The sequence below is a fragment of the Xenorhabdus griffiniae genome (assembly GCF_015163655.1).
GTDB lineage: Bacteria > Pseudomonadota > Gammaproteobacteria > Enterobacterales > Enterobacteriaceae > Xenorhabdus > Xenorhabdus griffiniae.
Window position 1 is genome coordinate 1 of record NZ_JADEUF010000015.1, and the last position, 22,831, is coordinate 22,831.

17 protein-coding genes, 1 tRNA gene and 3 pseudogenes are annotated in these 22,831 nt (G+C 45.2%); 6 read left to right on the top strand and 15 right to left on the bottom strand.

What is annotated here, in order from left to right; genetic code table 11:
* Together IQ211_RS04200 and IQ211_RS04205 are read right to left on the bottom strand one after the other, a co-directional pair.
* A partial coding sequence (locus IQ211_RS04200; protein WP_193836329.1) for an IS1/IS1595 family N-terminal zinc-binding domain-containing protein occupies positions 1-140 on the bottom strand: 140 nt, incomplete at its 3' end.
* Between the two features lie 350 nt (positions 141-490).
* Positions 491-724 carry a hypothetical protein gene (locus IQ211_RS04205; RefSeq protein ID WP_189761014.1) on the bottom strand — a complete coding sequence of 78 codons (234 nt, stop codon included), beginning with the start codon at positions 722-724 and terminating at the stop codon, positions 491-493.
* A 476-nt stretch (positions 725-1,200) separates the two neighbouring features.
* Here IQ211_RS04205 and IQ211_RS04210 point away from each other — a divergent pair, with 476 nt between their 5' ends.
* Positions 1,201-1,356 (top strand): hypothetical protein, encoded by a 156-nt coding sequence (locus tag IQ211_RS04210; protein WP_223281845.1) that lies wholly within the window; start codon positions 1,201-1,203, stop codon positions 1,354-1,356.
* A gap of 449 nt (positions 1,357-1,805) precedes the next feature.
* On the opposite strand, the gene IQ211_RS04215 is transcribed toward IQ211_RS04210, so the two are convergent.
* The 6 genes and pseudogenes from IQ211_RS04215 to IQ211_RS04240 all read right to left on the bottom strand — a co-directional run.
* Positions 1,806-4,037: a hypothetical protein gene (locus tag IQ211_RS04215; RefSeq protein WP_189761013.1), complete on the bottom strand. Its 2,232-nt coding sequence runs from the start codon at positions 4,035-4,037 to the stop codon at positions 1,806-1,808.
* Positions 4,034-8,731, bottom strand: a complete 4,698-nt coding sequence (locus tag IQ211_RS04220; protein ID WP_189761012.1) for a hypothetical protein — start codon at positions 8,729-8,731, stop codon at positions 4,034-4,036. The genes IQ211_RS04215 and IQ211_RS04220 overlap by 4 nt, the downstream gene beginning before the upstream one ends.
* Positions 8,732-8,986: 255 nt before the next feature.
* On the bottom strand, positions 8,987-10,012 hold the full coding sequence (locus IQ211_RS04225) for an IS3 family transposase (protein ID WP_193836330.1): 1,026 nt from the start codon (positions 10,010-10,012) through the stop codon (positions 8,987-8,989).
* Positions 10,013-10,304: 292 nt separating this feature from the next.
* The gene (locus IQ211_RS04230) at positions 10,305-10,733 is read right to left on the bottom strand and encodes an IS110 family RNA-guided transposase (RefSeq protein ID WP_338113342.1); all 429 of its coding nucleotides are present in this window, start codon (positions 10,731-10,733) and stop codon (positions 10,305-10,307) included.
* 103 nt (positions 10,734-10,836) lie between these two features.
* Positions 10,837-11,603 (bottom strand): annotated as a pseudogene (locus IQ211_RS04235) (IS5 family transposase).
* 66 nt (positions 11,604-11,669) lie between these two features.
* A pseudogene (locus IQ211_RS04240) lies at positions 11,670-12,089 on the bottom strand (transposase); the annotation flags it as partial.
* 88 nt (positions 12,090-12,177) lie between these two features.
* Here IQ211_RS04240 and IQ211_RS04245 point away from each other — a divergent pair.
* A pseudogene (locus IQ211_RS04245) lies at positions 12,178-12,291 on the top strand (IncC plasmid conjugative DNA transfer DtrJ family protein); the annotation flags it as partial.
* Between the two features lie 55 nt (positions 12,292-12,346).
* Here the strand turns inward: IQ211_RS04245 and IQ211_RS04250 are convergent.
* Positions 12,347-12,964, bottom strand: a complete 618-nt coding sequence (locus IQ211_RS04250) for a TetR/AcrR family transcriptional regulator (RefSeq protein ID WP_189758266.1) — start codon at positions 12,962-12,964, stop codon at positions 12,347-12,349.
* 92 nt (positions 12,965-13,056) lie between these two features.
* Here IQ211_RS04250 and IQ211_RS04255 point away from each other — a divergent pair, with 92 nt between their 5' ends.
* Positions 13,057-13,665 (top strand): NAD(P)H-dependent oxidoreductase, encoded by a 609-nt coding sequence (locus tag IQ211_RS04255; RefSeq protein ID WP_189758267.1) that lies wholly within the window; start codon positions 13,057-13,059, stop codon positions 13,663-13,665.
* On the opposite strand, the gene IQ211_RS19965 is transcribed toward IQ211_RS04255, so the two are convergent.
* The 6 genes from IQ211_RS19965 to aspA all read right to left on the bottom strand — a co-directional run bounded on the left by IQ211_RS19965 (position 13,602) and on the right by aspA (position 19,720).
* On the bottom strand, positions 13,602-13,826 hold the full coding sequence (locus IQ211_RS19965; protein ID WP_223281563.1) for a helix-turn-helix domain-containing protein: 225 nt from the start codon (positions 13,824-13,826) through the stop codon (positions 13,602-13,604). The two genes, IQ211_RS04255 and IQ211_RS19965, sit on opposite strands and share 64 nt — an antisense overlap.
* Positions 13,827-14,134: 308 nt before the next feature.
* Positions 14,135-14,210 (bottom strand) — tRNA-Phe (locus IQ211_RS04265).
* A gap of 129 nt (positions 14,211-14,339) precedes the next feature.
* Positions 14,340-14,912 carry a division control transcriptional repressor DicD gene (gene dicD, locus IQ211_RS04270; RefSeq protein WP_189758268.1) on the bottom strand — a complete coding sequence of 191 codons (573 nt, stop codon included), beginning with the start codon at positions 14,910-14,912 and terminating at the stop codon, positions 14,340-14,342.
* Positions 14,913-14,930: 18 nt separating this feature from the next.
* Positions 14,931-16,706 carry a protein-disulfide reductase DsbD gene (locus tag IQ211_RS04275; RefSeq protein WP_189758269.1) on the bottom strand — a complete coding sequence of 592 codons (1,776 nt, stop codon included), beginning with the start codon at positions 16,704-16,706 and terminating at the stop codon, positions 14,931-14,933.
* A 147-nt stretch (positions 16,707-16,853) separates the two neighbouring features.
* A complete protein-coding gene (locus IQ211_RS04280; RefSeq protein WP_189758270.1) occupies positions 16,854-18,155 on the bottom strand; it encodes an anaerobic C4-dicarboxylate transporter in 1,302 nt (433 codons plus the stop codon).
* A gap of 140 nt (positions 18,156-18,295) precedes the next feature.
* Complete coding sequence (aspA, locus tag IQ211_RS04285; RefSeq protein ID WP_189758271.1) at positions 18,296-19,720, bottom strand: aspartate ammonia-lyase; 1,425 nt, start codon at positions 19,718-19,720, stop codon at positions 18,296-18,298.
* A gap of 379 nt (positions 19,721-20,099) precedes the next feature.
* On the opposite strand from aspA, the gene IQ211_RS04290 reads away from it, so the two are divergent.
* The 3 genes from IQ211_RS04290 to groL all read left to right on the top strand — a co-directional run bounded on the left by IQ211_RS04290 (position 20,100) and on the right by groL (position 22,792).
* Entirely contained in the window at positions 20,100-20,618 is a 519-nt protein-coding gene (locus tag IQ211_RS04290; RefSeq protein ID WP_189758272.1) for an FxsA family protein, read from the top strand.
* A gap of 175 nt (positions 20,619-20,793) precedes the next feature.
* On the top strand, positions 20,794-21,087 hold the full coding sequence (locus IQ211_RS04295; protein ID WP_074020370.1) for a co-chaperone GroES: 294 nt from the start codon (positions 20,794-20,796) through the stop codon (positions 21,085-21,087).
* Positions 21,088-21,145: 58 nt separating this feature from the next.
* A complete protein-coding gene (groL, locus tag IQ211_RS04300; protein ID WP_189758273.1) occupies positions 21,146-22,792 on the top strand; it encodes a chaperonin GroEL in 1,647 nt (548 codons plus the stop codon).
* The last annotated feature ends 39 nt before the right edge of the window (positions 22,793-22,831 follow it).

Here is a 22,831-nt window from a genome sequence, read left to right on the forward strand (position 1 = left end):
GCACGATAAGCATATTCAAGCTGAAAAGTACGGCGACAAGACAGGCAACGATAACGCTGACGTTCACCTTGACCCGTGCCATGTTTTCTTACCGATTCGGTTTGTTGACAAAATCGACATTTCACTTCTACCGTTGCCATCTGATTTCCTGAAAAAGTGAGGAGTATACATGAGAAACAACAAATTGAATACGTGACCGATTTTATCCATTACCCTGCTCATTTGTACGCTCCATAATATTTGGGTGAATCAATCCTTAGTTAATATTGGTGAAAATAATTTAGTAATAAAATTACTATTGCATATTTTGGGTACATTACGGAGCAGAATATAATAGAACTATTTATAAATACAACCGCGGATAAAAATACATCAGGAAAATTGTGATTGATATCTACTGTTAAATAAAATCAATTAATTGCGTCATTTAAATTTCACGGATCACAACGGATTAAAATCACATTAACGTGTTATGCTCGTTTTCTCTGTGTTATTGGGCTAATACATTAACCTGATAACACGGCGAGTTGGAAAAGCTCTCGTCAGGAAAGTCATTTTTAACTAACCCCTCCCTTGTCAGTTTCGGCATCCACTTGATGGTGGTATCAATATTCAGATTGCTGCAAATGTCCTGTTTGCTTTTCTTGCGCAAAACATAGTGCACTGGTATATCCATACCAAAGTGTGTCATGGAAACTGATTTATCCAGATTAGTACTTTTCATAATGGAAGCAATTAACCTGCTGAATTGCTTCCAGCTTACATTCATCGGAATATTGCGCATTTATGTTAGAGCCAAATGATCATAAAAAAATAAATAGTCACTCAACAAAAATAAAACATATACCAATCTAACTTCAAGATGCGTGTGATTTATTCCCGCGAAGCGGGAATAAATCAGGTTTCATAGAGTGTTGTAAATTGCAACTTGAAGTTTAATGTGTATATGATAAATAGAATAACATTCTAAATTTTGTTTTAATTAATATTATAATAACACTCTTTCATTTCAAATGGGAAATCGTCAACGGTCAAATTGAATTCGATTTTTCATGATAAATAATCACAGTTAGAACAATAGAATTTATATAATAAAAATTGATCATGCCCTCAATTTATTGATCATGATGAATGTTCAGATAATGCCCTATGACTCTATCATGCAAGGAAAGCTGCCTCTATAGAGGGTACCGTAACTCAGTGTTGGAGACCAAGGGCGAGCATTTGAAAGGGAATGATGACACTGAGTACAAACGTCGCTTGTTTGAACTGTTGACCGAACACGTTAAAACAGCAGTGGATGCGGGAGAACCCACTTTGGAAGAGCATCTGGTGGTATGTCATTCCGAATGCTAATGGAAAACAGTTGGTCGCAGGAAATCGTGCATTAATTGAACTAATGAACAATCTAGTGGGATTGTACTGTCTCCAACTCTCACGCTCCTTTTTTCAAGAGGAGCGAAGCTTAAATGGAAAGTAAAGTTTATTAGGAGCAGGTCAGGTTGATGACCGAAAATCGGAAATCTCAAAAAGTGCGTGAAACATAAATGTATATGCTTACAAATAAACAACTGCGTTGAAACAAGGAATCCGGTAACTCCGGATTCCTTGTTTTAATGGTTACTAGCAATTCGATATAGTTGCCTAATGTAGTGGTAAAGATTACGAATGCTGCTCAGTCGTTGTAATTATTTGTTGCTGCATGGGGTTATTTGCTTTTGCATAGTCGAACGGTAAGATAGCTTTTCTCGGTTTTGTATCGGCTCAGATCTGTTCTGGCAGTCACCGTTCCGCTCCACTTTCCTCTAATTTTCCAGCACCAACCGGGCAAGCTTTGCAAAAATCGAACTCTTACTGCTCTCGCCGCTCTTGAGCATATCCAGGGTAAAGCTATTGAGGTAAACGCCAGCTAACGGGTGGTTAAATACATCCACGGCATTGCCCTGGGCATCCCATATCAGTAGATTTTCCACTAGCTTAGGCCGCGCAATTGAAGGATTTGTAGGTTGAGCGTCGCTCACCAGGATAAATACTCCATTCTCATGTGGCTGCAGGTAGGTATGGTGATGCTTCATTTTTTGCGATTTGGTCAGCGGGTCGTGCTTCGAACGGCCTGGTGATATCAGATAAGGCAATATGTTTTGATCAGATTTTGCCGAGCGAGTAATGGTGTACTTATCAAAATTATCCCCTTTACGTTCCGCCAGCTCTTTTTCTCGCTCCTGATAAGCGTACAAATCGACGACATTAAGTTGAGCTGGACCAATCAGGCGCGGCACGCGCACGCTGTTGTAGGTGGTAAGTAGAACATCTGCAGCGTGGTCGTAAAGATAAAAGCTTTTGTCGAATACTTTTTTTAATCGTTCCAGTGGGGGATGTTCAACCGATAGCCAGTCTAGTTTACCTTCAGTGATACCTGTATTTACCACCTTAAGATGGCCGCCTTCTACTTTCAGTTCAACATGCCCAAGCAAGGGGAAATTGTTTTTCGTATTACGTACCGCATAGGCAGTATAGTGGCCATCCGTCAGGTCTGGTAGTGAGATGTGGTGTTCATTGAGTAAGCTCTCTTTGAACCACAGCTCGGTTTTTGTCCGACGAATCTTGCTACTTAGCAAGTTAACTGCCGATTTGAGGCGGCTACGAGGCTTTGCAAGATCAGCTTTGTATTGGTTAGGATTATTTACTGACAGTTCATTAATAAGGTCGATTGCATCCAGTAATTTGCAATCAATGTTCATACCTTGCAAGACTACGGGCAGAGGCCTCTGATGTAACCATCCTTGCAAGCGAGCTAGTTTAAGCTGGGTGTAGGTATCCCAGTCGAGTTCAGGTTGTTTCCGGGCAGCATCAAATACAGCATAAAAATCACTGTACTCAGCAGATTCATCATCTTGCTGACGGATGCTGTTGCTCCGTTCTTCATCTACTGTGTTGAGTACCAGAATGGAAGTATTGGCCGGCAACTCAGAAAAACCGGTTTGCTGAGAATGTTTAAGCGATTCTAGCGGCCATAGTTGATATCCAAGAAATTGGGAGGCTAACGCGTCAAAGAAATAAGCTTCTTGCGTGGCGCTGAATTCGACGCCGTTGTTAACCACCAACAAAGTGTTAGCCAGATTTCGATCGAGGTCGGTAATGAACTGATTGACTTCGTGGGTGGCCTGAAACGGGATGGGGTAGTGTGAAATTTCCAGCTCTGTAAGGCGCTCGCAGGCTGCATTCATTACCACATTATAGGTGTAGGCCTGGCATTCACCATAGCCGCTGCGTTCACGGAAAAAGTCCAGTTTGCTATCTCGAGCATCGAGTTTGCGCTTGGCTTTGAGCCGACGATTATCGATATTAAACCACACGCTGGTATCATCCAGAGAGAGGTACAATTCATCAGCTGGCTCAACCAGGAATTTTTGTTTGTGCAAGGTAAATGCGAGCTCTTTATGTTCCGAAGCATAAACGCCGAGTTCGAATGCCTCCATCACGCCGGTGCCGCTTTTCTGCGTGATGGGCTGACTCAGGCGAGCATTGAGATAGAGCGTCGAATTAAAATAGGTTGGCGATACTGAAAAACGCTCACGGGCTTGTTCCAGCATCACCATTTTCAGATGCAAGCTGAACAAGCCCTGAATCAGGCGAGACAAGTCGTGGTTTTCGGCGATGAGTTGCTGGCAAAGCTTTTTAATGCGTTCTGTCAGCGAGAGATAAGCCGAACTGTTTAGTGCAGATGCAGGAGCTAAGAAAAAAAAGACATGCTGGTAATTGGGTAAGCGATGTAGCTCATATTTTACGTCCTGATTGGCCTCTAGCCCAAGCTTCTGCCGCACACAAGATTTAACCTCCTGATGAATACGTGCATAGTAATCAGCGGATTTTTCTTTTCTTTCTTTAATGAAGCGTTGAACCATAAAGTCTATCGTATATAAATTAGATATTGGGGCTAATAAACGTTGAACTGTTGTCAACTGATCTTCTTCAAGCTTGATCAAATTGGTGCGGGCAATCGGGGTATCTGTCAGTTTATTCAGATTAGGGATCATGAAAATTTTCCTTTAGTCGGCAACTTTTCTATACCTAGAAGGGCTTGTAACATCGGATTAATGTCCAGAGTGGTGCCTAGTTTCGATTTTTCCAGAGGACGTCCACTCTCTCGATTTTTGGGTTGATAATACTGATAGTCAGTTTGAAACAGATTGAGGTAGTGGATCGTGTGATCAGCGTTATCCTGCCACATCAAATTATTGGGATTCTGGCTGTAGGCGACATTCAGATAAACAAACCGAATGCACTCGTAACGACCAGCTAACGCGGCCTGTAGCTGTTTCTGCCCCTCTGTATCAGCCTTTTGGCTAGCGATATTTCGGATCTGGCGAATCTTATTGCTACTTTTCTCAAGCGCTTCCTCTGCCCGCGTCAAATCGTCCAGATGAGTCGCCCAGCGCTTGACATCGACACATATCAGGTCATCACCCACTTCAATAAAGCGGTCAAAGAACTCATATACCAACGGTTCAAGGCGCTCAAATACTTGCTGGTCGGAGAGTGGGGCAACACCATAATTTTTCAGTACCTTATCAAAAAGATATTCTCCGACGTTACCTTTGAGCAACGGAACTAGCATGGGGTTGGGCACCCATTTTTCGAATGCTGTTTCCTGGAGCCTTGCGCATTCACGAATCAACTCACCGACCAGATTGCCGGAATAGACATCGTTTCTATACTGCGGGAAGATGGTTAGCTCTGGTCGGTATTCCCTGGCACCTCCAACGAAGTCCGACAGGGCGGAGTAATCGCTGTGGGCAAGTCCATCCGGCCCGCGCTTGTGACAAAGTAAGATGGTTTGATTGTCCTGCTGGCGATGAATAAACAGGACGTTGTGGATAGACTGCATTTGCCGATTGGCAGCATACAGAGGATTGGCTTGAAGTTTTGCCAGCCAGCGCTCTGGATTAGTAAAGGATTCAGGCGCGCGGAACAAATTACATAATTCGAGATATTCGAGATTACCTGCGCGTACCTGATTTATCCAGCCAGTTTTCAGGACTCGCTTGTGAACAGTATCTATGCGACGACCATTTGCTATGACAGCCTGCTCAAAAGTATGTCGCTGTCCTTTATCACTAAATGATTGACTCTGAATAAGTTTTTCGCATTCCTCCATGAGGCGGTGGTTAAGCAAGGACATGCTTTCTGATACCACCTCGTTGCCGCTATCTTCACTGAGAGCGGCGAACTGAAATGCAACATTACGGAACACGTCGCGGGGTAAAAAGATTTCTGTTTTCAATAGAGTGTCGCGGCGCTCGACTCGACCTACGGCTTGTACGGCGACTTTGAACAGACTCATATCATGTTCGGCCATCAACAGGCGATAATTTTCACCTTGGGCGAAATTAACGCTGAAATCTGCCAGCTTGTGGACGGCAATATCATCATCGGCGTAATGTTTAAGAACGGTAACATAGTTAGGCAATGTATTGAAATTTGCGCCATTGCCCTTCACCTCGCTATAATACGATGAATTGATTAACACTAAGCGTTGAAAATCGACATCCAGACGCGGCGCATTCGTATCATTAATATTGCCGTCGTGGTACTTAACGAAGTAGTTGAGACCGGTGCCCGCGCTGTTATAGGTACTCATAAATACCAGCACGGTGTTGCTGTCATCAATATAGGTTTGACTCTTAATATCTTCGATATTAGCCAACGGTGAGTCGAAGAACACCAGACGGATAGTGTGACGTTCTGGAAAGGGAGTAAAGGTCAGGATCTGGTCATGCTTCTTACTGTTATCCGTTTTTTCATCGCACTGGGATTTCATCCCGTACAGCTGACGCCACGCTGTACGATGAGTGCTCCAGGCACGAATAAAGGCTCGCTTAAAACCTCCTGAAAGTGACAGAATCAGGCTGTTTCTACCCTCGTAGGCAGCAAGCAATAAAGCTTCCAGTTCTCGGTGGTACTGACGCTGCTTATAGGGATTTTTCAGAGTGTTTTCCAGCGGTTCCTTCAGTGCTTTAAAAAAGTCGTTATACACCTTACGGAAGATCTCGCAGTTTTGGTGGATATCGGTCAATGCCGGTAACTCATCATCAAACACCTTGAACTTGACGTCGCGAATACGGGCCCGTAGTTTGCGCAGTTCCTTGAGCATATCGATATCTGCCATTTCGCGTTCAACAACCCGGTAGCCAAGGTCGTGGCTATAGCGTTCCAGGAAGTGACGACTGAAGTTACCGTTTTTGGTGTGGCTAAAACCGCTGGTTGCACTAAGTCCTACTACTTTATTGTGAGTGCCAGTGAGCAAACGCAGTAGCATGGCTTCGGGCAACTCTTGTACCAGATCCATCTCGAACGCCAGAATTATTGTGCGCTCTGCCCCCGCATTGACGTAATTTAGTTCGGCTACCGGTGTCATCGTGAACACGGTTTTAGGTTGCAGATAAGTGTAGAAGTGATCAATCAACAAATTTTCATCGGTGGTGCGATCAAAGATATGGCGTACAACACCAGCTACATTATTGGCTGCGTCAACAAACTGACCTAACGGCGTGTTCTGACTGCTGGAATTATCCTGGCCGCCATTTTTCACCCAGCGCTTAAAGTGGCGGTTGGTGATTTGGGCGCATGCGACAAGGATGACGGATACCAACTGGAACAGATCGTGTAAGGTGGGGTTAGTATCACTGGTATCATTTTCGACTTCGTAATACAGCTCGGTACGCGTTATGTCTCCTTCGCTGTTGCGCATACGAATTCGTTTAAGCCCCTCTTCATTGACGTACATTTTAGCGTTGAAGCTGAAGACGTTGCGGGTAATTGAGATAATACGTTCGGCGGCGTCGCCGTTGACTTCAAATGCTCCTAACTGGTCCCGAAACATTTCCAGTATCGCTCCCAGCGTCACACCGGATGAAAGTTCGCATTTTTCTTCCAGTAACTCGCGCAGGGTGGCGATGAATTTGACCATTTCTTGCTCAAAGGTGGTTTGAGCTTCTTTGGGCTTGTTTCGGTGCTCCAGACTACATACCGCGTTGTGAATACGTCCTGTTACTGAGATAACGTGCGCCAGGTTGTTTTCCTGTTTAACCAGTTTTACATGGCATGTTTCTTCAAGGCGAGTGTAGGCTTCATGAAGTTCATCAATTATCACTGTAAAGCGGATATTATTTCGGCGGAAAGGGCAGCCTGGATTGCGTCTGAAGTGTTCGTCGCGAAGATAGGCTACTTGCCTAGCATGACCAGTAGCCGCAACGGTGCTGATCTGCGGATCTTCTGGCTTCAGCTTGCCGCCAACCAACAAGTCAAAACCCACAGACTCAAAACGCACGCCTTCACCTCGTTGGCGAGGTGCCAGGCGATAAGTTGATGTGTCGAACTTGTTAGTGGTCATTAACAGCACAGACGGGCGGTACTGGCAAACTTCGAAAGGTAACACCTGCTTGATAAGCTCGAAGTAGACTTCGTGTACGCTCATTTTTGACGAAGGTTTTCCCTGCATAGCGTTAAGCTCTCGCTTTCTACGAGCAAGAAGTCCGCGATGAATGTATTCTTTAATGGAAGTTTTTTCACTATCCGAACCAAATAGTGATTTACAGGCTGACTCAATCGTATTGCGGATGCTGTGGCGGCAGTTTTTTAGCTGCTCTTCGAGCATTTCCCTGTCGTAGTTGGTATCCTGGGAACTGTATGTCGCCAGCTTTTCCAGTTGCTCTTCACAACGATCGACTTGTGAGACAAGATAATTGAGCGAACGCATAGCAACCTTGATAAGGGCGCTGCCTTTCGCCCCTTCGTACCACTGAATATAGCGGTCGCGGTTTTTTAGACCGGATGCCCAATCCATAAAGTCGAGGTCGGCAATATCCTTACGGGCAAGAACGCAAATGAACTCTCCTCCAACTGCCTGAATTCTGTTTTTCTGGCTGCTGTCCAGGTCGATTTGTGATTTTTGCGGCGATATGAACAGCAGGTTGGTAAAGCCACCTTCGGGAAACAGATAACCTGGCTTCTGGGTTTTAGCAAAGCGCTCCAGATATTCGACATACCCCTGAATCACACCATAGCTTTTGCCGAATCCCGTGCCGTCGGAACTGAAGATGACCTCAGCGCCATCACGTTCATGCACGTGATAAAGTTGGGAAGCCCGGGCGCGACAAGTGTTAATATCTTCAATCAGCTTTGCGTCAGGAGTTTGGCTGGATATAAGGTCTTTCAGATTATTATCGATAGTTTTCTCTCCAGTACGTTCATATTTACGGTAACTATTGATGGTTATTTGGCCGCTTTCGATCAGAACCTTTTCCACTTGCATTGGGGCAAGGTGCAAATCAGTCGCGATTTCACTTATAGTATCGGATAGCGGCTCGTGCGGATTGCTAACAGTAAAGTGGTTTAGCGCTGCTGCAACGGTATCTGGATGCAATGCTTTCCTGAGCGTTGGAAAGGTGAGGCTGTAATCATAGAGCACCAAATCATTGTTTATCAGGCAGCGGAAGGGTTGTTTTTCTGGGCCAACGCCAGTTTGCCCGGCAAAGCCCAGAATACCGGCATCTTTTAGGCGAAATAACAGCGCTGGGGCATCGCGGTCAGGTGAGGCAAATGCAGTGTGGAGTTGCTGGCTAAATGGCATCGTGGCATTCAGCCGTTCATGCCTGGCCAGTGTGGAAAAGTGCTGGCGCACTAAGGTTAACAGCTTACAATCTTCCTCAATAGTCCAACTTTTTCTCATTTTTCTACCCCTTAATATAAATATTCCCGCAACCACTCTGTCACTTGTTCAACATCAAAAGCGCGTAATCCATACTCCTGTGTCAGCAATGCCTCTGGTAAGAACTCATCATATTTTTCGAGGCACTTTTCAGCGATGCTTACGGCAAACAGGATTCTAATGGCAAACCTTCTTGAAGTGCGTTGGATAACGCCTGTTTAACCTCCGCGACCGTGGTTTTTTTCAACTTCAATCACACTGGCAAATGATCTCGCTTTAAGACCGCGCTGGATAAGTAATGCCGACAACGTGTTTACTCGCCCAGATTGGGGAGAATGTAGACATGCTGCCCCTGCTAAATAAAACATTCCGAAACCAGATTATTGTTGCGAAAACAGTGCAGCCCCTCATCAAGCAGGCCTCTTGTAGCGGAGTTGGCAAAATCGGCCTTGCGATCGCCAACGATGATGCGGTAGTCGCCTTCTCGATAAATGGTGAGCATTTCCTGGCGGACGACATCATGAATGGATATCTCACAACCCAGCGGGAAAATAAATCTATTACCACGGTCAGATAGCACCATCCCTCTGTTGTACGAATATACGTGATGTCTCCGCACCAAGAGGTATTTGGGCATAGTGGGGCAAACTGTTGCCGCAAGAGATTCGGCGAAGCGGGATGGCCTTCACCGGCCGGACGATAACGGTGAGCCCCCGGTTGACAACTTTTGAGACCACATTCCTGCATCAATCGTCTGGCCTTCCAGCGTCCAACCGGCCTGCCCTCATGGGGCAATAAATGACTCAATGTGCGACTGCCTATCGCTCCACAGCTTTGGTTATACCGTTCACGCACCCGAATGCGTAACTGCAAACGTTCCGTGTCGATGGAACGTTGTCGCCAGTCATAATAGGCACTGCGTGACACCTCAGGCCCCTGGCATAATGCCGTGATCGGCCATCGGGAACTCAGCCGTGTGATCAACGCATAGCACCACTGCGCATCCCGTTCATCAGCACGGTCGCCTGTTTGAGAATTTCTTTTTCCATTTCCAGGCGTTTCACCTGTTTTTCTAATGCCTGTATCTGGCGTTGTTCGAGCGTCAGTGCCTTGCTCACAGGCGTAACTCCCTGCATTTCGGCCTGGTATCTGGTATTGGCGAACCCATTTTCCCAGGGGGCTGGCATCAATCTTCAGTGAACTGGCGACCTTAACAACCCGCTGCTGATGGAGAACAACCTGTTGAACCGCTTTCAGCTTAAATTCAGCGGAATAGTGGCGTTTGGTGGGTTTCAATTTCATCGTTACACCTCATTGTCATGTTAATAATATTAGCAGGCTTTTGACGTGTCCGAAATCCTTATACCATATATGGACGCCCCAGTTGTGCAAGCACTAAGTTATACGGTTTGCGACCCTATATCCGGCGTCATAATGGAAAAATTATCCGCGCCATGATGTCATCCGCACCCTGCTTCCTTCTCACTACATCGGTATATCACTACCTTGTATAAGAACAGGCTATTACAGGGACGGTAGCCGTTTTCTCATCAGTGTTTGCAAACGCGATAATGCGTCTATTTTTGTTGCTCAATTAATTAATAGTAAAAGATTTTTGCATATTAAAATCCACTTCATCCCGCAGAACACGCCAGATAATCCGGGCCAGTTTGTTGGCTAAAGCGATCGTGGCTTTCATAAACCCGCATCGGGCAATCAGTTTTCTCAACCATTCTCCCAGACAATCATCACGATTTTGGACACAGCGCATCACGGCACGAGCACCGTGGATAATTAACGTTCGGAGATGACGGGTTCCATTTTTGCTCAGGGAAGACAGCCGGTTTTTTCCACCTGAACTGTGTTGTCGGGGAACCAGGCCACACCAGGCAGAAAGTTGCCGGCCATTGGCAAATTGGGGCGCACTGACTTCACTCACGAAGGCGGCTGCAATAAGAGGACCGACGCCGGGGATCGTGAGCAGAGGGTGATAACCACTTTGCTGACGAGAAAGTGCCGCTATTTCATATGCGAATGTTCAGATTCCGTAGGTCTTCCCCCAAAGTATGAAGCAAACGTCGTAGTACAGAGGACAGCTCATGGCCCTCCTCTTCTAGATAATGTCGTCATAAGATATTTAACCAAAGAACAAGACAGCGGATCTGAACAGCAGCAAGAAATGAGGCACTATTTTTGGCATAACGGGTCGCTATACCCCGCCAGCGTTTAAGATGAAGAAACGCATTTTCAACTAAATGCCTGAGTCGATAGAGGTCCCGATCATATTCTCGTTTTACTTTGCGATTTTTTCGGTCGGGAATTTGCGCTGCCATGCCTTGTTTTTTTGCTTGTTCAACCACGGTATTACTGTCATAACCCCGATCCGCTAATAAATGTTCTGCATCTATTCCGTCAATCAAGGCCGCAGCTTGTGAGCAATCCGCTGTGGGACCGCTTGTAATAAGCGCTCTGATCGGCATACCATGCGCATCCACGGCCAGATGTATCTTTGTATTGAGCCCCCTTTTGTGCGCCCCATATCCTGATTGCCTCCAGCCGCCCCTGCGGCATGGGGATGAACCTTAATATGGCTGGCATCAATCATCAGCCATTCGAAATCGGGTTCAAAGATGAGTTCTTCAAGCAGTCCTTCCCATACGCCTTTGTCCCGCCACCGACAAAAACGGCGATGCGTATTTTTCCAGTCGCCATAATCGGGCGGTAAATCTCGCTAGGGTGCGCCTGTCCGTAAAATCCAGAACACGGCATTAATAAATAATCGATTATCATAAGCAACACGCCCCCAGGCCCCCTTACGCCCCGGTAGGTGAGGTTCAAGCAAACTCCAAATATGATCGGAAATATCGTGACGGCGGTGTACGGGTGTGCTCATGGTTAAGTCATCCATTCATGTAATATAGAGTTATTATTACATGAATTTATTTATGACGACACTATATAGAATCTCAGGCAGGTACTGTTGCAGTTTCTGAATACCAGCAGGAACGATCACCCCCTCCTCAGCGAGGAAAGCCCGAATCTGGTTGGCGAGTGCGGTACGTTGTTCCACCATGAGTGTCGGGCACTGCGCAGTGCCTTGATATCTTGCTGTTCCACCGTCTTGACCGGAACAAAATGGATACCGGGTCGGCACAAGTCTGATGATAAATCCCATCGCCTGAAGGGTTCTGCCCCAATAGTGAGAAGTTGCACAGGCCTCCATAGCAATGAGGGTTCCTGACGAAAAAGTGCGCACAGTATCAAGCAATTTTTGCCGTGAAATTTTTCGGTTCGAGGCGACAGAACCGTCCTCCATCCAGACACAGACTTGAAAAACGTTTTTGGCGAGGTCAATGCCAATGACTTTAATCGTATTCATGAGATGTTCTCCCGAAATTCAGTGCATCGGAAAAAAAGATGGCACTATTTGCTGCTGAAAAAGGGGACGTCCATCACATCACTACAAGTTGTATTTATCCTGGCCGGATGTAGTGTATCTGGCGGTAATATTGTTGCCGGCAGCATTACTTTTGGGGATGGTGGTCGTGATCACCACCTCGATGTTTAAAAAGTATCTATGAGAGTCGGCGCTGGACGATGGCAGACAAGCCGCATCGCGGCGCGTCAGTCTGGTCATTAAAGACTTCTTTCAACCATCGCAATAATGACTGAAAAAAGTTCGGTTTCTGCCTCAGTTGCAGTAATATCTCCGTTAGCGGCTGCATAAGATAAAGCTTCAGCCGCTCCCAGCATTGCCCAGAGACGTGCTGCGGTAATTTTTCCGCCTTTGGTGTATGGCATCAGTGTTATTCTGCATTTTTCTACGAAAAGCCGTGCATATTCGCGTTTGATCTTTTCGAGTTCAGGTGAGCCGGCTAAGGCGGCAATAACACTGGGTATTTCACGCCCCTGAACAAGCACACAATTGATGTAAGTGGATGCAATAACCGCGGCTTTTTTTTCCAAAGTGGGTTCACTTTGTTGAATAGCAATGTCCATGATCTCAGTTTGGTTGCTATCAAATGCAATGTACAGTGCTGCCAATAGACCAGAACGTGTACCAAAATGGTCATAAACAACCGGTTTTGTCACACTCGCTTTTTTAGCCAGCCTGCCCAGAGTTAGCGCCTCTGTTCCTTCGTCCCTAATGATCTGCCAGGCAATGGCGATTAGCTGCTGATAGCGTTCTTCTCTTGTGAGGCGAACACGTGTTTGCGAATTAGCCAGTTTTGGATAGGCTTTGTTGCTTGACATATTTATATACCAAAGGTAACTTACTGATGGTAACCTACTTTTGGTATATAGATTACGCTTGTCTTTTCTCATAATCAAGAAGGAGGCATTTGGTGCACGCACTTATCGTTATCTCACACCCTATCTCTGACTCTCTCAGTGGTCATGTGGCTCAATATATTGCCGATGGAATCACGCAGTCAAACTCCGAAAATAGTGCCGAGATTGCCGATCTTGCAAAAGAAGGATTTGATCCAAGCTTTACTGAATCGGATATTGCGGCTTTTTACAGAGAAAGTTTACCTCCAGCTGATGTCATTGCTGAGCAGTCACGAATTGCGCTGGCTGATGCGCTTGTCTTGGTCTATCCCGTCTATTGGTGGACAATGCCTGCTTTACTTAAGGGGTGGATCGATCGTGTGTTTTGTCATGGTTGGGCTTATAACGAACATCCTGATGGAAGACTCGAAAAAAAACTCCAGCATCTTCCGGTACATTTGGTTGCTATTGGAGCGGCTGGTAGAGAGACTTATTTAAAACATGGTTTTTGGGAAGCTATGAGAACACAGGTTGATCATGGCATTTTTGATTATTGTGGTGCCCCTGTCATCACTTCAGAATTACTGCTTCATCCTGAATTAAAAGAGACAAATGCGTATCAAGAAGCTGCATACAGAATTGGTCGTCGTATTTTCATCATGGCTGACGCTCCAGAAGCATAATGTCCGGTTAACTCAGAATCAAAGCCAACTTTCTGCCATGCGAGTGTTGATGAACTGAGTCCTGCCTCATGAGAAACCGCTGCTAAGGTTGTCCCGCGTTTGCGCAATGCGGCGATGATATCGGCCTGATGCCAGTCGTTTTGAACATTGTTATTATTCATTCCTGCTACCCCTTTCCATTAATTAATATTGATGGTGGCGATTCAGACAGGGTTAGCAGACCGGAGTACCCACCGGCGAGGCCGAAGCCTCCCCCACCTGAATCACCATTGAAAGGGTGATAGCAAGCGCACTGGCAGAAATATCCTACCAGTGTTTGGGTAATCGAATGGTAGGTGCCCCGAATTATGCCCTTCGCTGCATCTTGATTGCAACAGACGAAACTAGACGTAAAAATAAGAATGGATGTTGATTTTGCTGGATTTAGCAGGAATTGTTTGACTGGGCTGGACTTCACTGGAAGTTGAAGTGGTGCCCGGAGGCGGAATCGAACCACCGACACGGGGATTTTCAATCCCCTGCTCTACCGACTGAGCTATCCGGGCTAACGGGGCGCATTAAACCGTATTCAGCCCAATCCGTCAAACACTTTCTGCAAAAAAACGATAAAAATTGATTGTTTGCCTTATTTTTATACCAATTCAGTGTGGTTATTCAGCTAATACCGTTTTTTATTAACTTAACGCCCCATTTTTTCGGCATTTTGCGATGGTTAGAATATCTTGAGCCAGAATTTTCGCAGTGATCACATCTTCAAAGTCTCTTTTCACTAATAGCCTACTCAGACACCCCTCAAGGATAAGTTCCATCTGTTGAGCGACTTGCTTGCTGTCGTCAATATCAAGTTGTTGTAATAATTCTTCCGTGTAATGGAAAGAGTTCTGTTTTTGTAATTCTGCTAATTGGTGGATTGGATGGTTGGCGTCAGGAAATGCGCTGCAAGCAGCAATAAACAGGCAGCCTGGATAACGTTGTTCTTGTACTTTTTCTTTGAGAGCGTCGTAGCGTGCCAGTAATTTTTGCTCAGGGCTTAGGCCTTCATCCAATAGAGTTTGGCGCTGCCAGATTTCAATTTGCTGGCTGTGATGGCGCAGGCAGTCGTAGAGTAAGGCTTCACGATCAGGCCAAAAATGTTTTATATGGTTGATATCAATATCGATAGAGGCTAAAAGCGTCTCCAGTGTCGCTGACAGGCCATGTTGCTCTAATAAGTTCAAGACATGGCTAAGCACATATTCACGTTGCACGGTGGCTCTCCTTCCAGATTATTTTTGTTGTCGATGTTGTAATTGCTGTACATGCTGGTTAAAACGCTGAGCATCCATGAATCCATTGATTCGCTCATCGGTTAGCTCTGTTCCTTTATCGAAAAATAAGATAGTGGGGAGTCCCAGCACTTGCAGTTTTTGCAACAGTTCTTTTTGTTTTGGGGTGTTATCCGTGACATCTGCCTGTAACAAGAGGAATTGACTTAATTGTGCCTGCACTTTTGGATCACTGAAAGTATATTTTTCAAACTCCTTGCAGGCGACACACCAGTCAGCATAGAGATCCAACATAATCGGTCGAGAATGATTTTCCGCCAGAATTTGACTTAACTCTTGCCAGTCAGAGACTTGTTGAAACTGTAAAGTAACTTTTTGTTGTTCTGCCGCAGGACTTCCCCATACCCAATCTTGTAAAGGACGTGAAGCAATGAGTGCCAAAGCGAGTAAGATAACTTGTAAGGTCCGTACCCAGCCGTTTTTGCTGTTTAAGGTTAATGCGAATGCCCAACCAAGGAAAGAAACAGCCAATAGGCTCCATAATCTTATGCCCCATGTGTCACCCAGTACACGTTCCAGCAGGAAAACTGGCAAGGCCAATATGATAAATCCGAAGGCTTCTTTAACGTATTGCATCCACGGGCCGCTGCGTGGCAGGAGTTTGTGACCAAATAGTGTGACGGCGATAAGCGGTAAGCCCATTCCCAATGCGTAGAGGTACAACGTTAAGCCGCCGACTAATGTATTACCGCTTTGGGCGATATAAAGCAAAATGGCACTGAGTGGTGCTGTAGTGCAGGGAGACGCGATTAAACCGGCTAAGGCTCCCATCACAAATACGCCAATGTAAGAGCCGCTTTGTTGCTGGTTGCTCCAATCCACGAGGCGAGTTTGAAGAGAAGAAGGAAGTTGTAATGTATATAGCCCAAACATTGATAAGGCGAGCAAAATAAACAGCACTGACAGCCCTACGAGAATGTAAGGATTTTGCAGGGCAGCCTGAAATTGCAAGCCAGCCGCCGCGACGATTAAGCCAAGTATTGTGTAAGTGAGCGCCATTCCCTGAACGTAACTCATGGCGAGCCAAAAAATCCGTTTCAGGCTTTCAGGACGTTGTTGGCCCAAAATAATGCTGGAAATCAGCGGATACATGGGCAGTATGCAGGGAGTAAAAGCAATACCAATGCCAATTAATAACGCCCAGAGTGGCGAAAATGGCACATCGTGGGACTCGGATGGTATATCTCTCTGTTGCGGAGGTGTTTGTAAGGAGTCTTCTTTATTTGTTGTTATGTTGGTGGATGCCGCGGTTTTATTGCCTGATAGGGTAGAAGTAGTAACGGCTTGCAATGGTACGCTTAAGGTTTCAGGCGGATAACAATAACCTGCTTCTGCACATCCTTGATATGTAACCTGGAGAGAGCCGTTGTTGGTGGCAGACAGAATGGGAACATCAATCCGTGCTGATTGAAAATAGACTTCTGTCTTACCAAAAAACTCATCTTCATGATCGACGCCTTTGGCGTATGAAATTTCACCCAATGATACTTCTTGATTGGGAATGATATTGAATTGTTTTCGATAAAGGTAATAACCAGGTTTAATATCCCAGTTCAGCGTGAGTTTGTTTCCTTGTTGCTGAAAATCAAACATGAATGCCTGATCAGCAGGAAGGTAGAGGCTTTTCCCTGGTTGTTCAAACAGTGCGCTAGCGTTGTTAGGCGACAAAGCGATACTGCTGAACAGTAGAAGCAACATAATAATACGTTTCATCATAAGATAGTCTTTAGCCTGCCTGTATCGTGGGTTTGATTCCTAATATTAAGACAATGCAGAGTTTTTTACAGGAAAAGATGTGTCAGGAAGATTTCAGGGGCTGGCACGCCCCTGAAATAATAATATCAAATAATCGAAATTGTGAAGCTACAGGATAATACCACCAAACAGAAAACCGAATGTGACCGCTAATACAACGGCAAGAGTACCCGGAATAAAGAATGGATGGTTGAAAACAAAACGTCCTATACGGGTGGTTCCAGTATCATCCATCTGTACGGCTGCAACCAGTGTCGGATAAGTTGGCAGGATAAACAAACCAGACACTGCGGAGAAAGAAGCGATCGCCGTTAATGGCGTGACATTCAGAGCCAGAGCCATTGGCATTAATGCCTTGGCTGTTGCTGCTTGTGAATAGAGTAATGCTGAACAGAAGAAGAAGATGACTGCCAGTAACCAGGGTTGGGCATGAATCAAACTACCCGCGGTTTCTTTGATCCAGTCTATGTTCGCTTGAACAAATGTATCGCCTAACCATGCAACTCCTAAGATACAGATACATGCGCTCATACCTGCTTTGAAAGTGCTTGAGTTCAGGATGGCATCAGTATCGACGGAACAAATAATGGTGGTGAGCGTAGCGATACTGAGCATGATGATCAAAATCGCATTGGTGGTGTTCATTAGCGGTTTTTCAACCAGGCCGACACTTGGGCTATTAATAATCGCATAAATGACAACACCGACAACACCGAGCAGGAACAACAGAACAGAGCATTTTGCTTTGGGTTTGATTTGAATCTGGCTGGCGCCACGCATTTCTATCAAGCCATCTTCAAGACGTTTTTGGTAAACAGGATCATTCGACAATTTGGCATCAAACAGCCATGAAATAATGAATGACATAAGGATGATGGCACAAAATGTTGAAGGCAGTAATACCATTAACAGGTGGATATAGCTGATGCCTTGACCTTCCATAATCGATGCCATGTAAACAACCGCCGCAGAAATAGGTGAAGCAGTGATCCCGATTTGAGCAGCGACAACGGCAGTAGAGAGTGGACGGCATGGTTTTATGCCTTGCTCTTTGGCAACTTCTGTAATAACAGGTAATGTTGCCAGTGAGATGTTCCCCGTACCTGCAAATAGCGTCAGAAAATAAGTGACAATAGGTGCAAGAACTGTGATGTATTTGGGATTCTTGCGCAGTAATTTTTCAGTTTGCTGAACGAGATAATCTAGTCCTCCCGCCACTTGCATGGCTGATATCGCAGCAATGACGGCCATGATAATTGAAATAACGTCAAATGGAATACTGCCTGGTTTAACACCGATGGCGGCAAGGACGAGAACACCAATCCCACCAGCAAAACCAATACCTATTCCCCCTAATCGTGCCCCCAAAAAAATGGCCAGCAGAACAATGACCAATTCTACGGCTAACATGTTAAATACTCCTTCATTTATTTAGTATTATGAAAATCTATGGTTAATAATTTGTGTTTGCAGAAAATTAAAAAGGCACGCATCCGGTTGGAATAGCGTGCCTTAATAATTAAGACGAACTCGTTATTATAATCATTTAATTAGTCATCAAAACGTTTTGCTTTATAAGTTGGATGTTTTAGGTTCTCAACGGAGAAAATATCATCTAATTCAGCTTCGGTCAGTAAACCGCGCTCAAGCACAACTTCACGGACACTTTTGCCTGTTTCAGCACAGATCTTACCCACGATATCGCCATTGTGGTGACCAATAAAGGGGTTCAGATAAGTCACGATCCCGATGGAGTTGAATACGAAGTTTTCGCAAACATCTCTATTGGCAGTAATGCCGTTGACGCATTTTTCCACCAAATTACGGCAGGCGTTGTTCAGGATAGACATAGATTCAAACATAGCCTGACCAATTGCCGGTTCCATGACGTTAAGCTGTAATTGGCCTGCTTCTGCTGCCATAGTGACACAGGTATCATTACCGATGACTTTGAAGCAAACTTGGTTAACAACTTCTGGCACCACAGGGTTAACTTTCGCTGGCATGATAGAAGAACCCGCCTGCAATTCTGGCAGGTTAATTTCATTCAGGCCAGCACGAGGGCCGGAAGAGAGCAGACGCAAGTCGTTGCAAATCTTGGACATCTTAACAGCCAGACGCTTCAACGCACTGTGAACCATGACGTAAGCGCCACAGTCAGAGGTGGCTTCTATCAAATCTTCTGCTGGTTGGCAAGGCAATCCTGTGACTTCGGCCAATTTTTCAACGACCAGCTTTTGGTAACCTGGTGCAGTATTCAAGCCAGTACCGATAGCAGTCGCGCCAAGGTTTACTTCTAGCAGCAGCTCTGCCGTGCGAGTGATGTTTTTGATCTCTTCTTTCAACAGCACAGAAAAAGCACGGAATTCTTGGCCCAGAGTCATGGGAACCGCGTCTTGCAACTGGGTACGGCCCATTTTCAGGATGTCATCGAATTCAACGCCTTTTTTGTCAAAACCCTCTTTCAGCAATTCAATGGAATCAATTAAGTGCATCAGTGCGTTATAAACAGCAATTCGGAAGCCGGTAGGGTAAGCATCATTGGTTGATTGGCTTTTGTTTAGGTGATCATTTGGGTTCAGGTACTCATATTCACCTTTTTGATGTCCCATCAACTCCAGGCCAATATTTGCCAGCACCTCATTCGTGTTCATGTTCAGTGAAGTACCGGCGCCGCCCTGAAAAACATCAACAGGGAATTGATCCATACATTTGCCTTTAATGAGAACTTCATCACATGCTTTGACGATAATATCTGCCACTTTTCCAGAAATAGTATGGAGTTCTTTATTTGCCAGTGCCGCAGCTTTCTTCACCATCACCATGCCTCGGATGAACTCAGGCACATTGTTGATGGTACGGTCACTGATATAAAAGTTTTCAATCGCACGTAGAGTGTGAATACCGTAGTAGGCTTCAGCAGGAACTTCTCGTTTACCTAACAGGTCTTCTTCGATACGAATGTTGTTTGACATGAGAACCTTCTTAAAATTGGATACGTTTTTTGACTGTTCTATTACGTGTTTGTTGAAAAATAATGTTGCCAATAACAATTTCCCTGATATTAGACACTTATCATGAAATTGCTGGCGCGATCATATGTGGATTTGTAAGAAATGCCTTGAACCTGGATCACTTTATAGTGCTATTTTATTGATGAAATAACATATGTGTGACTAAGGTCACGATTACGGGAGGAAAAAGTTGAGAGTTTGACGTGTTGAAAACGGCCACGATTATCCCCACATAGGTTATCTAACACCATATTATGTGATCTAACCCGATATTAGGTGTCACACAGAGTGTGAATGATCGAATAGTGTGAACCCCCAATAATAATGAAAGGAGAACCACGTGCGTTGGCTCCCGCTTATCCTTATATGCCTTCTGGTTTACATCGAGTCTGTCCTGTTTGTTCGGATTGCCTCTGAAGTTGGAGTCTTGCTGACTCTGTTATTGGTTATCCTGACGTCTTGTCTTGGTGTATCCCTTGTGCGTAATCAAGGTATTAAGAATTTCCTCTCTATGCAGCAAAAACTCGCAGCCGGTGAGAGTCCTGCGGAAGAAGCTGTTAAGAGTGTTTCTCTGGTCATCGCTGGATTCTTGCTGATATTGCCCGGTTTCTTCACCGACTTTCTCGGATTACTGTTGTTATTGTCTCCCGTACAGAAACTTCTGACAGCGAAGTTATTGCCTCATATTAAGGTTTATCGCCCGAATACTTTTTATGGTTCCGGTAATCATCATGGCGGTTATGGGCAGAACGGGCAGACTTTTGAGGGAGAATATGAGCGCAGGCAAGATGACGCTTCCCGTATATCGGATGACCAAAAAAATTGTGGTGAATCTGACAGTGAGCGCAATAAGAAATGATTGCCGTTACATTGGCTGGGATTTCAGACAGTAAGAAAAAAGTAAAATTTTTTTGTTACCTACCCTTGAAGTCATGATCTCAAGCCCCAATTTGTAGCTTCATGATACTGGTTCTGTTGGGTTCTGGTATCAATCCTCTTACCTGATATGGACTTTATTTATAGGAGATCTATCAATGAAAATTCGTCCATTACATGACCGCGTTATCATTAAGCGTACAGAAGTTGAATCAAAATCCGCTGGCGGTATTGTTTTGACTGGCTCTGCTGCGGGCAAATCTACCCGTGGGAAAGTTTTGGCAGTCGGCAATGGTCGCATTCTCGAAAATGGGGAAGTGAAGGCGCTGGACGTAAAAGTGGGTGATACCGTTATTTTTAATGAAGGTTACGGCGTTAAAACAGAAAAGATCGATAATGAAGAAGTATTGATCATGTCTGAAAGCGACATTCTGGCAATTGTTGAAGCGTAATTGAGAATCTTATTACGCTTAGATCTTCTTAATTGAACGAATTTAAAGGAAAGACACAATGGCAGCTAAAGACGTAAAATTTGGTAATGATGCTCGCAGCAAAATGCTACGCGGTGTGAATGTACTGGCTGATGCAGTTAAAGTGACCCTGGGTCCTAAAGGCCGTAATGTAGTTTTGGATAAATCTTTCGGTGCGCCTGTCATCACTAAAGACGGTGTATCTGTAGCACGTGAAATCGAATTGGAAGACAAATTCGAGAACATGGGTGCTCAGATGGTTAAAGAAGTCGCTTCTAAAGCTAATGATGCGGCAGGTGATGGTACCACTACAGCAACCGTATTGGCTCAAGCTATCGTCACTGAAGGTCTGAAAGCTGTTGCTGCTGGCATGAACCCAATGGATCTGAAACGCGGTATCGATAAAGCAGTTGTTTCCGCTGTTGAGGAGCTGAAAAAACTGTCCGTACCTTGCTCTGATTCCACTGCTATTGCACAGGTTGGTACTATCTCTGCAAACTCCGACGAAACTGTAGGTAAACTGATCGCAGAAGCGATGGACAAAGTCGGTAAAGAAGGTGTAATCACCGTTGAAGAAGGTACTGGCCTGGAAGACGAACTGGATGTTGTTGAAGGTATGCAGTTCGACCGTGGTTACCTGTCTCCTTATTTCATCAACAAACCAGAAGCGGGTTCTGTTGAACTGGAAAACCCATACATCCTGCTGGTTGACAAAAAAATCTCCAACATCCGTGAACTGCTGCCAGTTCTGGAAGGCGTCGCTAAGGCAAGCAAGCCTTTGATGATTATTGCTGAAGATGTTGAAGGTGAAGCGCTGGCAACTCTGGTTGTTAACAACATGCGTGGTATCGTGAAAGTTGCTGCGGTTAAAGCACCTGGCTTTGGTGATCGCCGTAAAGCCATGCTGCAAGATATCGCTATCCTGACTAACGGTACTGTTATCTCCGAAGAGATTGGTCTGGAGCTGGAAAAAGCGACTCTGGAAGATCTGGGCCAGGCAAAACGTATTGTTATCAACAAAGACACTACAACTATCATTGATGGTGTTGGTGAAGAAAGCGCAATTGCTGCACGTGTTACTCAGATCCGTCAGCAAATCGAAGAATCTACTTCTGATTATGACCGTGAAAAACTGCAAGAGCGTGTTGCTAAACTGGCAGGCGGTGTTGCTGTAATCAAAGTAGGTGCAGCAACTGAAGTTGAAATGAAAGAAAAACGCGCTCGCGTTGATGATGCACTGCACGCAACGCGTGCGGCTGTAGAAGAAGGTGTTGTTGCTGGTGGTGGTGTTGCTCTGGTGCGTGTTGCTAGCGCGATCTCTAACCTGACTGGTGACAACGAAGATCAGAACGTTGGTATTCGTGTTGCACTGCGTGCAATGGAAGCGCCAATGCGTCAGATCGTAGACAACGCAGGTGAAGAGCCTTCTGTTGTTGTAAACAACGTGAAAGCAGGTAAAGACAACTACGGTTATAACGCTGCAACTGAACAGTACGGCGATATGATCGAAATGGGTATCCTGGATCCAACTAAAGTAACCCGTTCTGCACTGCAATTCGCAGCTTCTATTGCTGGTTTGATGATCACTACCGAAGCAATGGTGACTGAACAGCCTAAAGATGACAAAGCTGACTTAGGTGCTGCTGGTGGTATGGGCGGTATGGGTGGAATGGGCGGCATGATGTAATGCTGTTCATCCTGATGATGGTATTGCCCATCCGTTAGG

Bases quoted from the DNA above. Each gene is read 5' to 3' on its own strand.
- IQ211_RS04205 (WP_189761014.1), bottom strand. From the start codon at position 724: ATGAAAAGTACTAATCTGGATAAATCAGTTTCCATGACACACTTTGGT.
- IQ211_RS04215 (WP_189761013.1), bottom strand. From the start codon at position 4,037: ATGATCCCTAATCTGAATAAACTGACAGATACCCCGATTGCCCGCACC.
- IQ211_RS04220 (WP_189761012.1), bottom strand. From the start codon at position 8,731: ATGAGAAAAAGTTGGACTATTGAGGAAGATTGTAAGCTGTTAACCTTA.
- IQ211_RS04225 (WP_193836330.1), bottom strand. From the start codon at position 10,012: ATGAAATTGAAACCCACCAAACGCCACTATTCCGCTGAATTTAAGCTG.
- IQ211_RS04250 (WP_189758266.1), bottom strand. From the start codon at position 12,964: ATGTCAAGCAACAAAGCCTATCCAAAACTGGCTAATTCGCAAACACGT.
- IQ211_RS19965 (WP_223281563.1), bottom strand. From the start codon at position 13,826: ATGAATAATAACAATGTTCAAAACGACTGGCATCAGGCCGATATCATC.
- IQ211_RS04275 (WP_189758269.1), bottom strand. From the start codon at position 16,706: ATGATGAAACGTATTATTATGTTGCTTCTACTGTTCAGCAGTATCGCT.
- IQ211_RS04280 (WP_189758270.1), bottom strand. From the start codon at position 18,155: ATGTTAGCCGTAGAATTGGTCATTGTTCTGCTGGCCATTTTTTTGGGG.
- aspA (WP_189758271.1), bottom strand. From the start codon at position 19,720: ATGTCAAACAACATTCGTATCGAAGAAGACCTGTTAGGTAAACGAGAA.
- IQ211_RS04295 (WP_074020370.1), top strand. From the start codon at position 20,794: ATGAAAATTCGTCCATTACATGACCGCGTTATCATTAAGCGTACAGAA.
- groL (WP_189758273.1), top strand. From the start codon at position 21,146: ATGGCAGCTAAAGACGTAAAATTTGGTAATGATGCTCGCAGCAAAATG.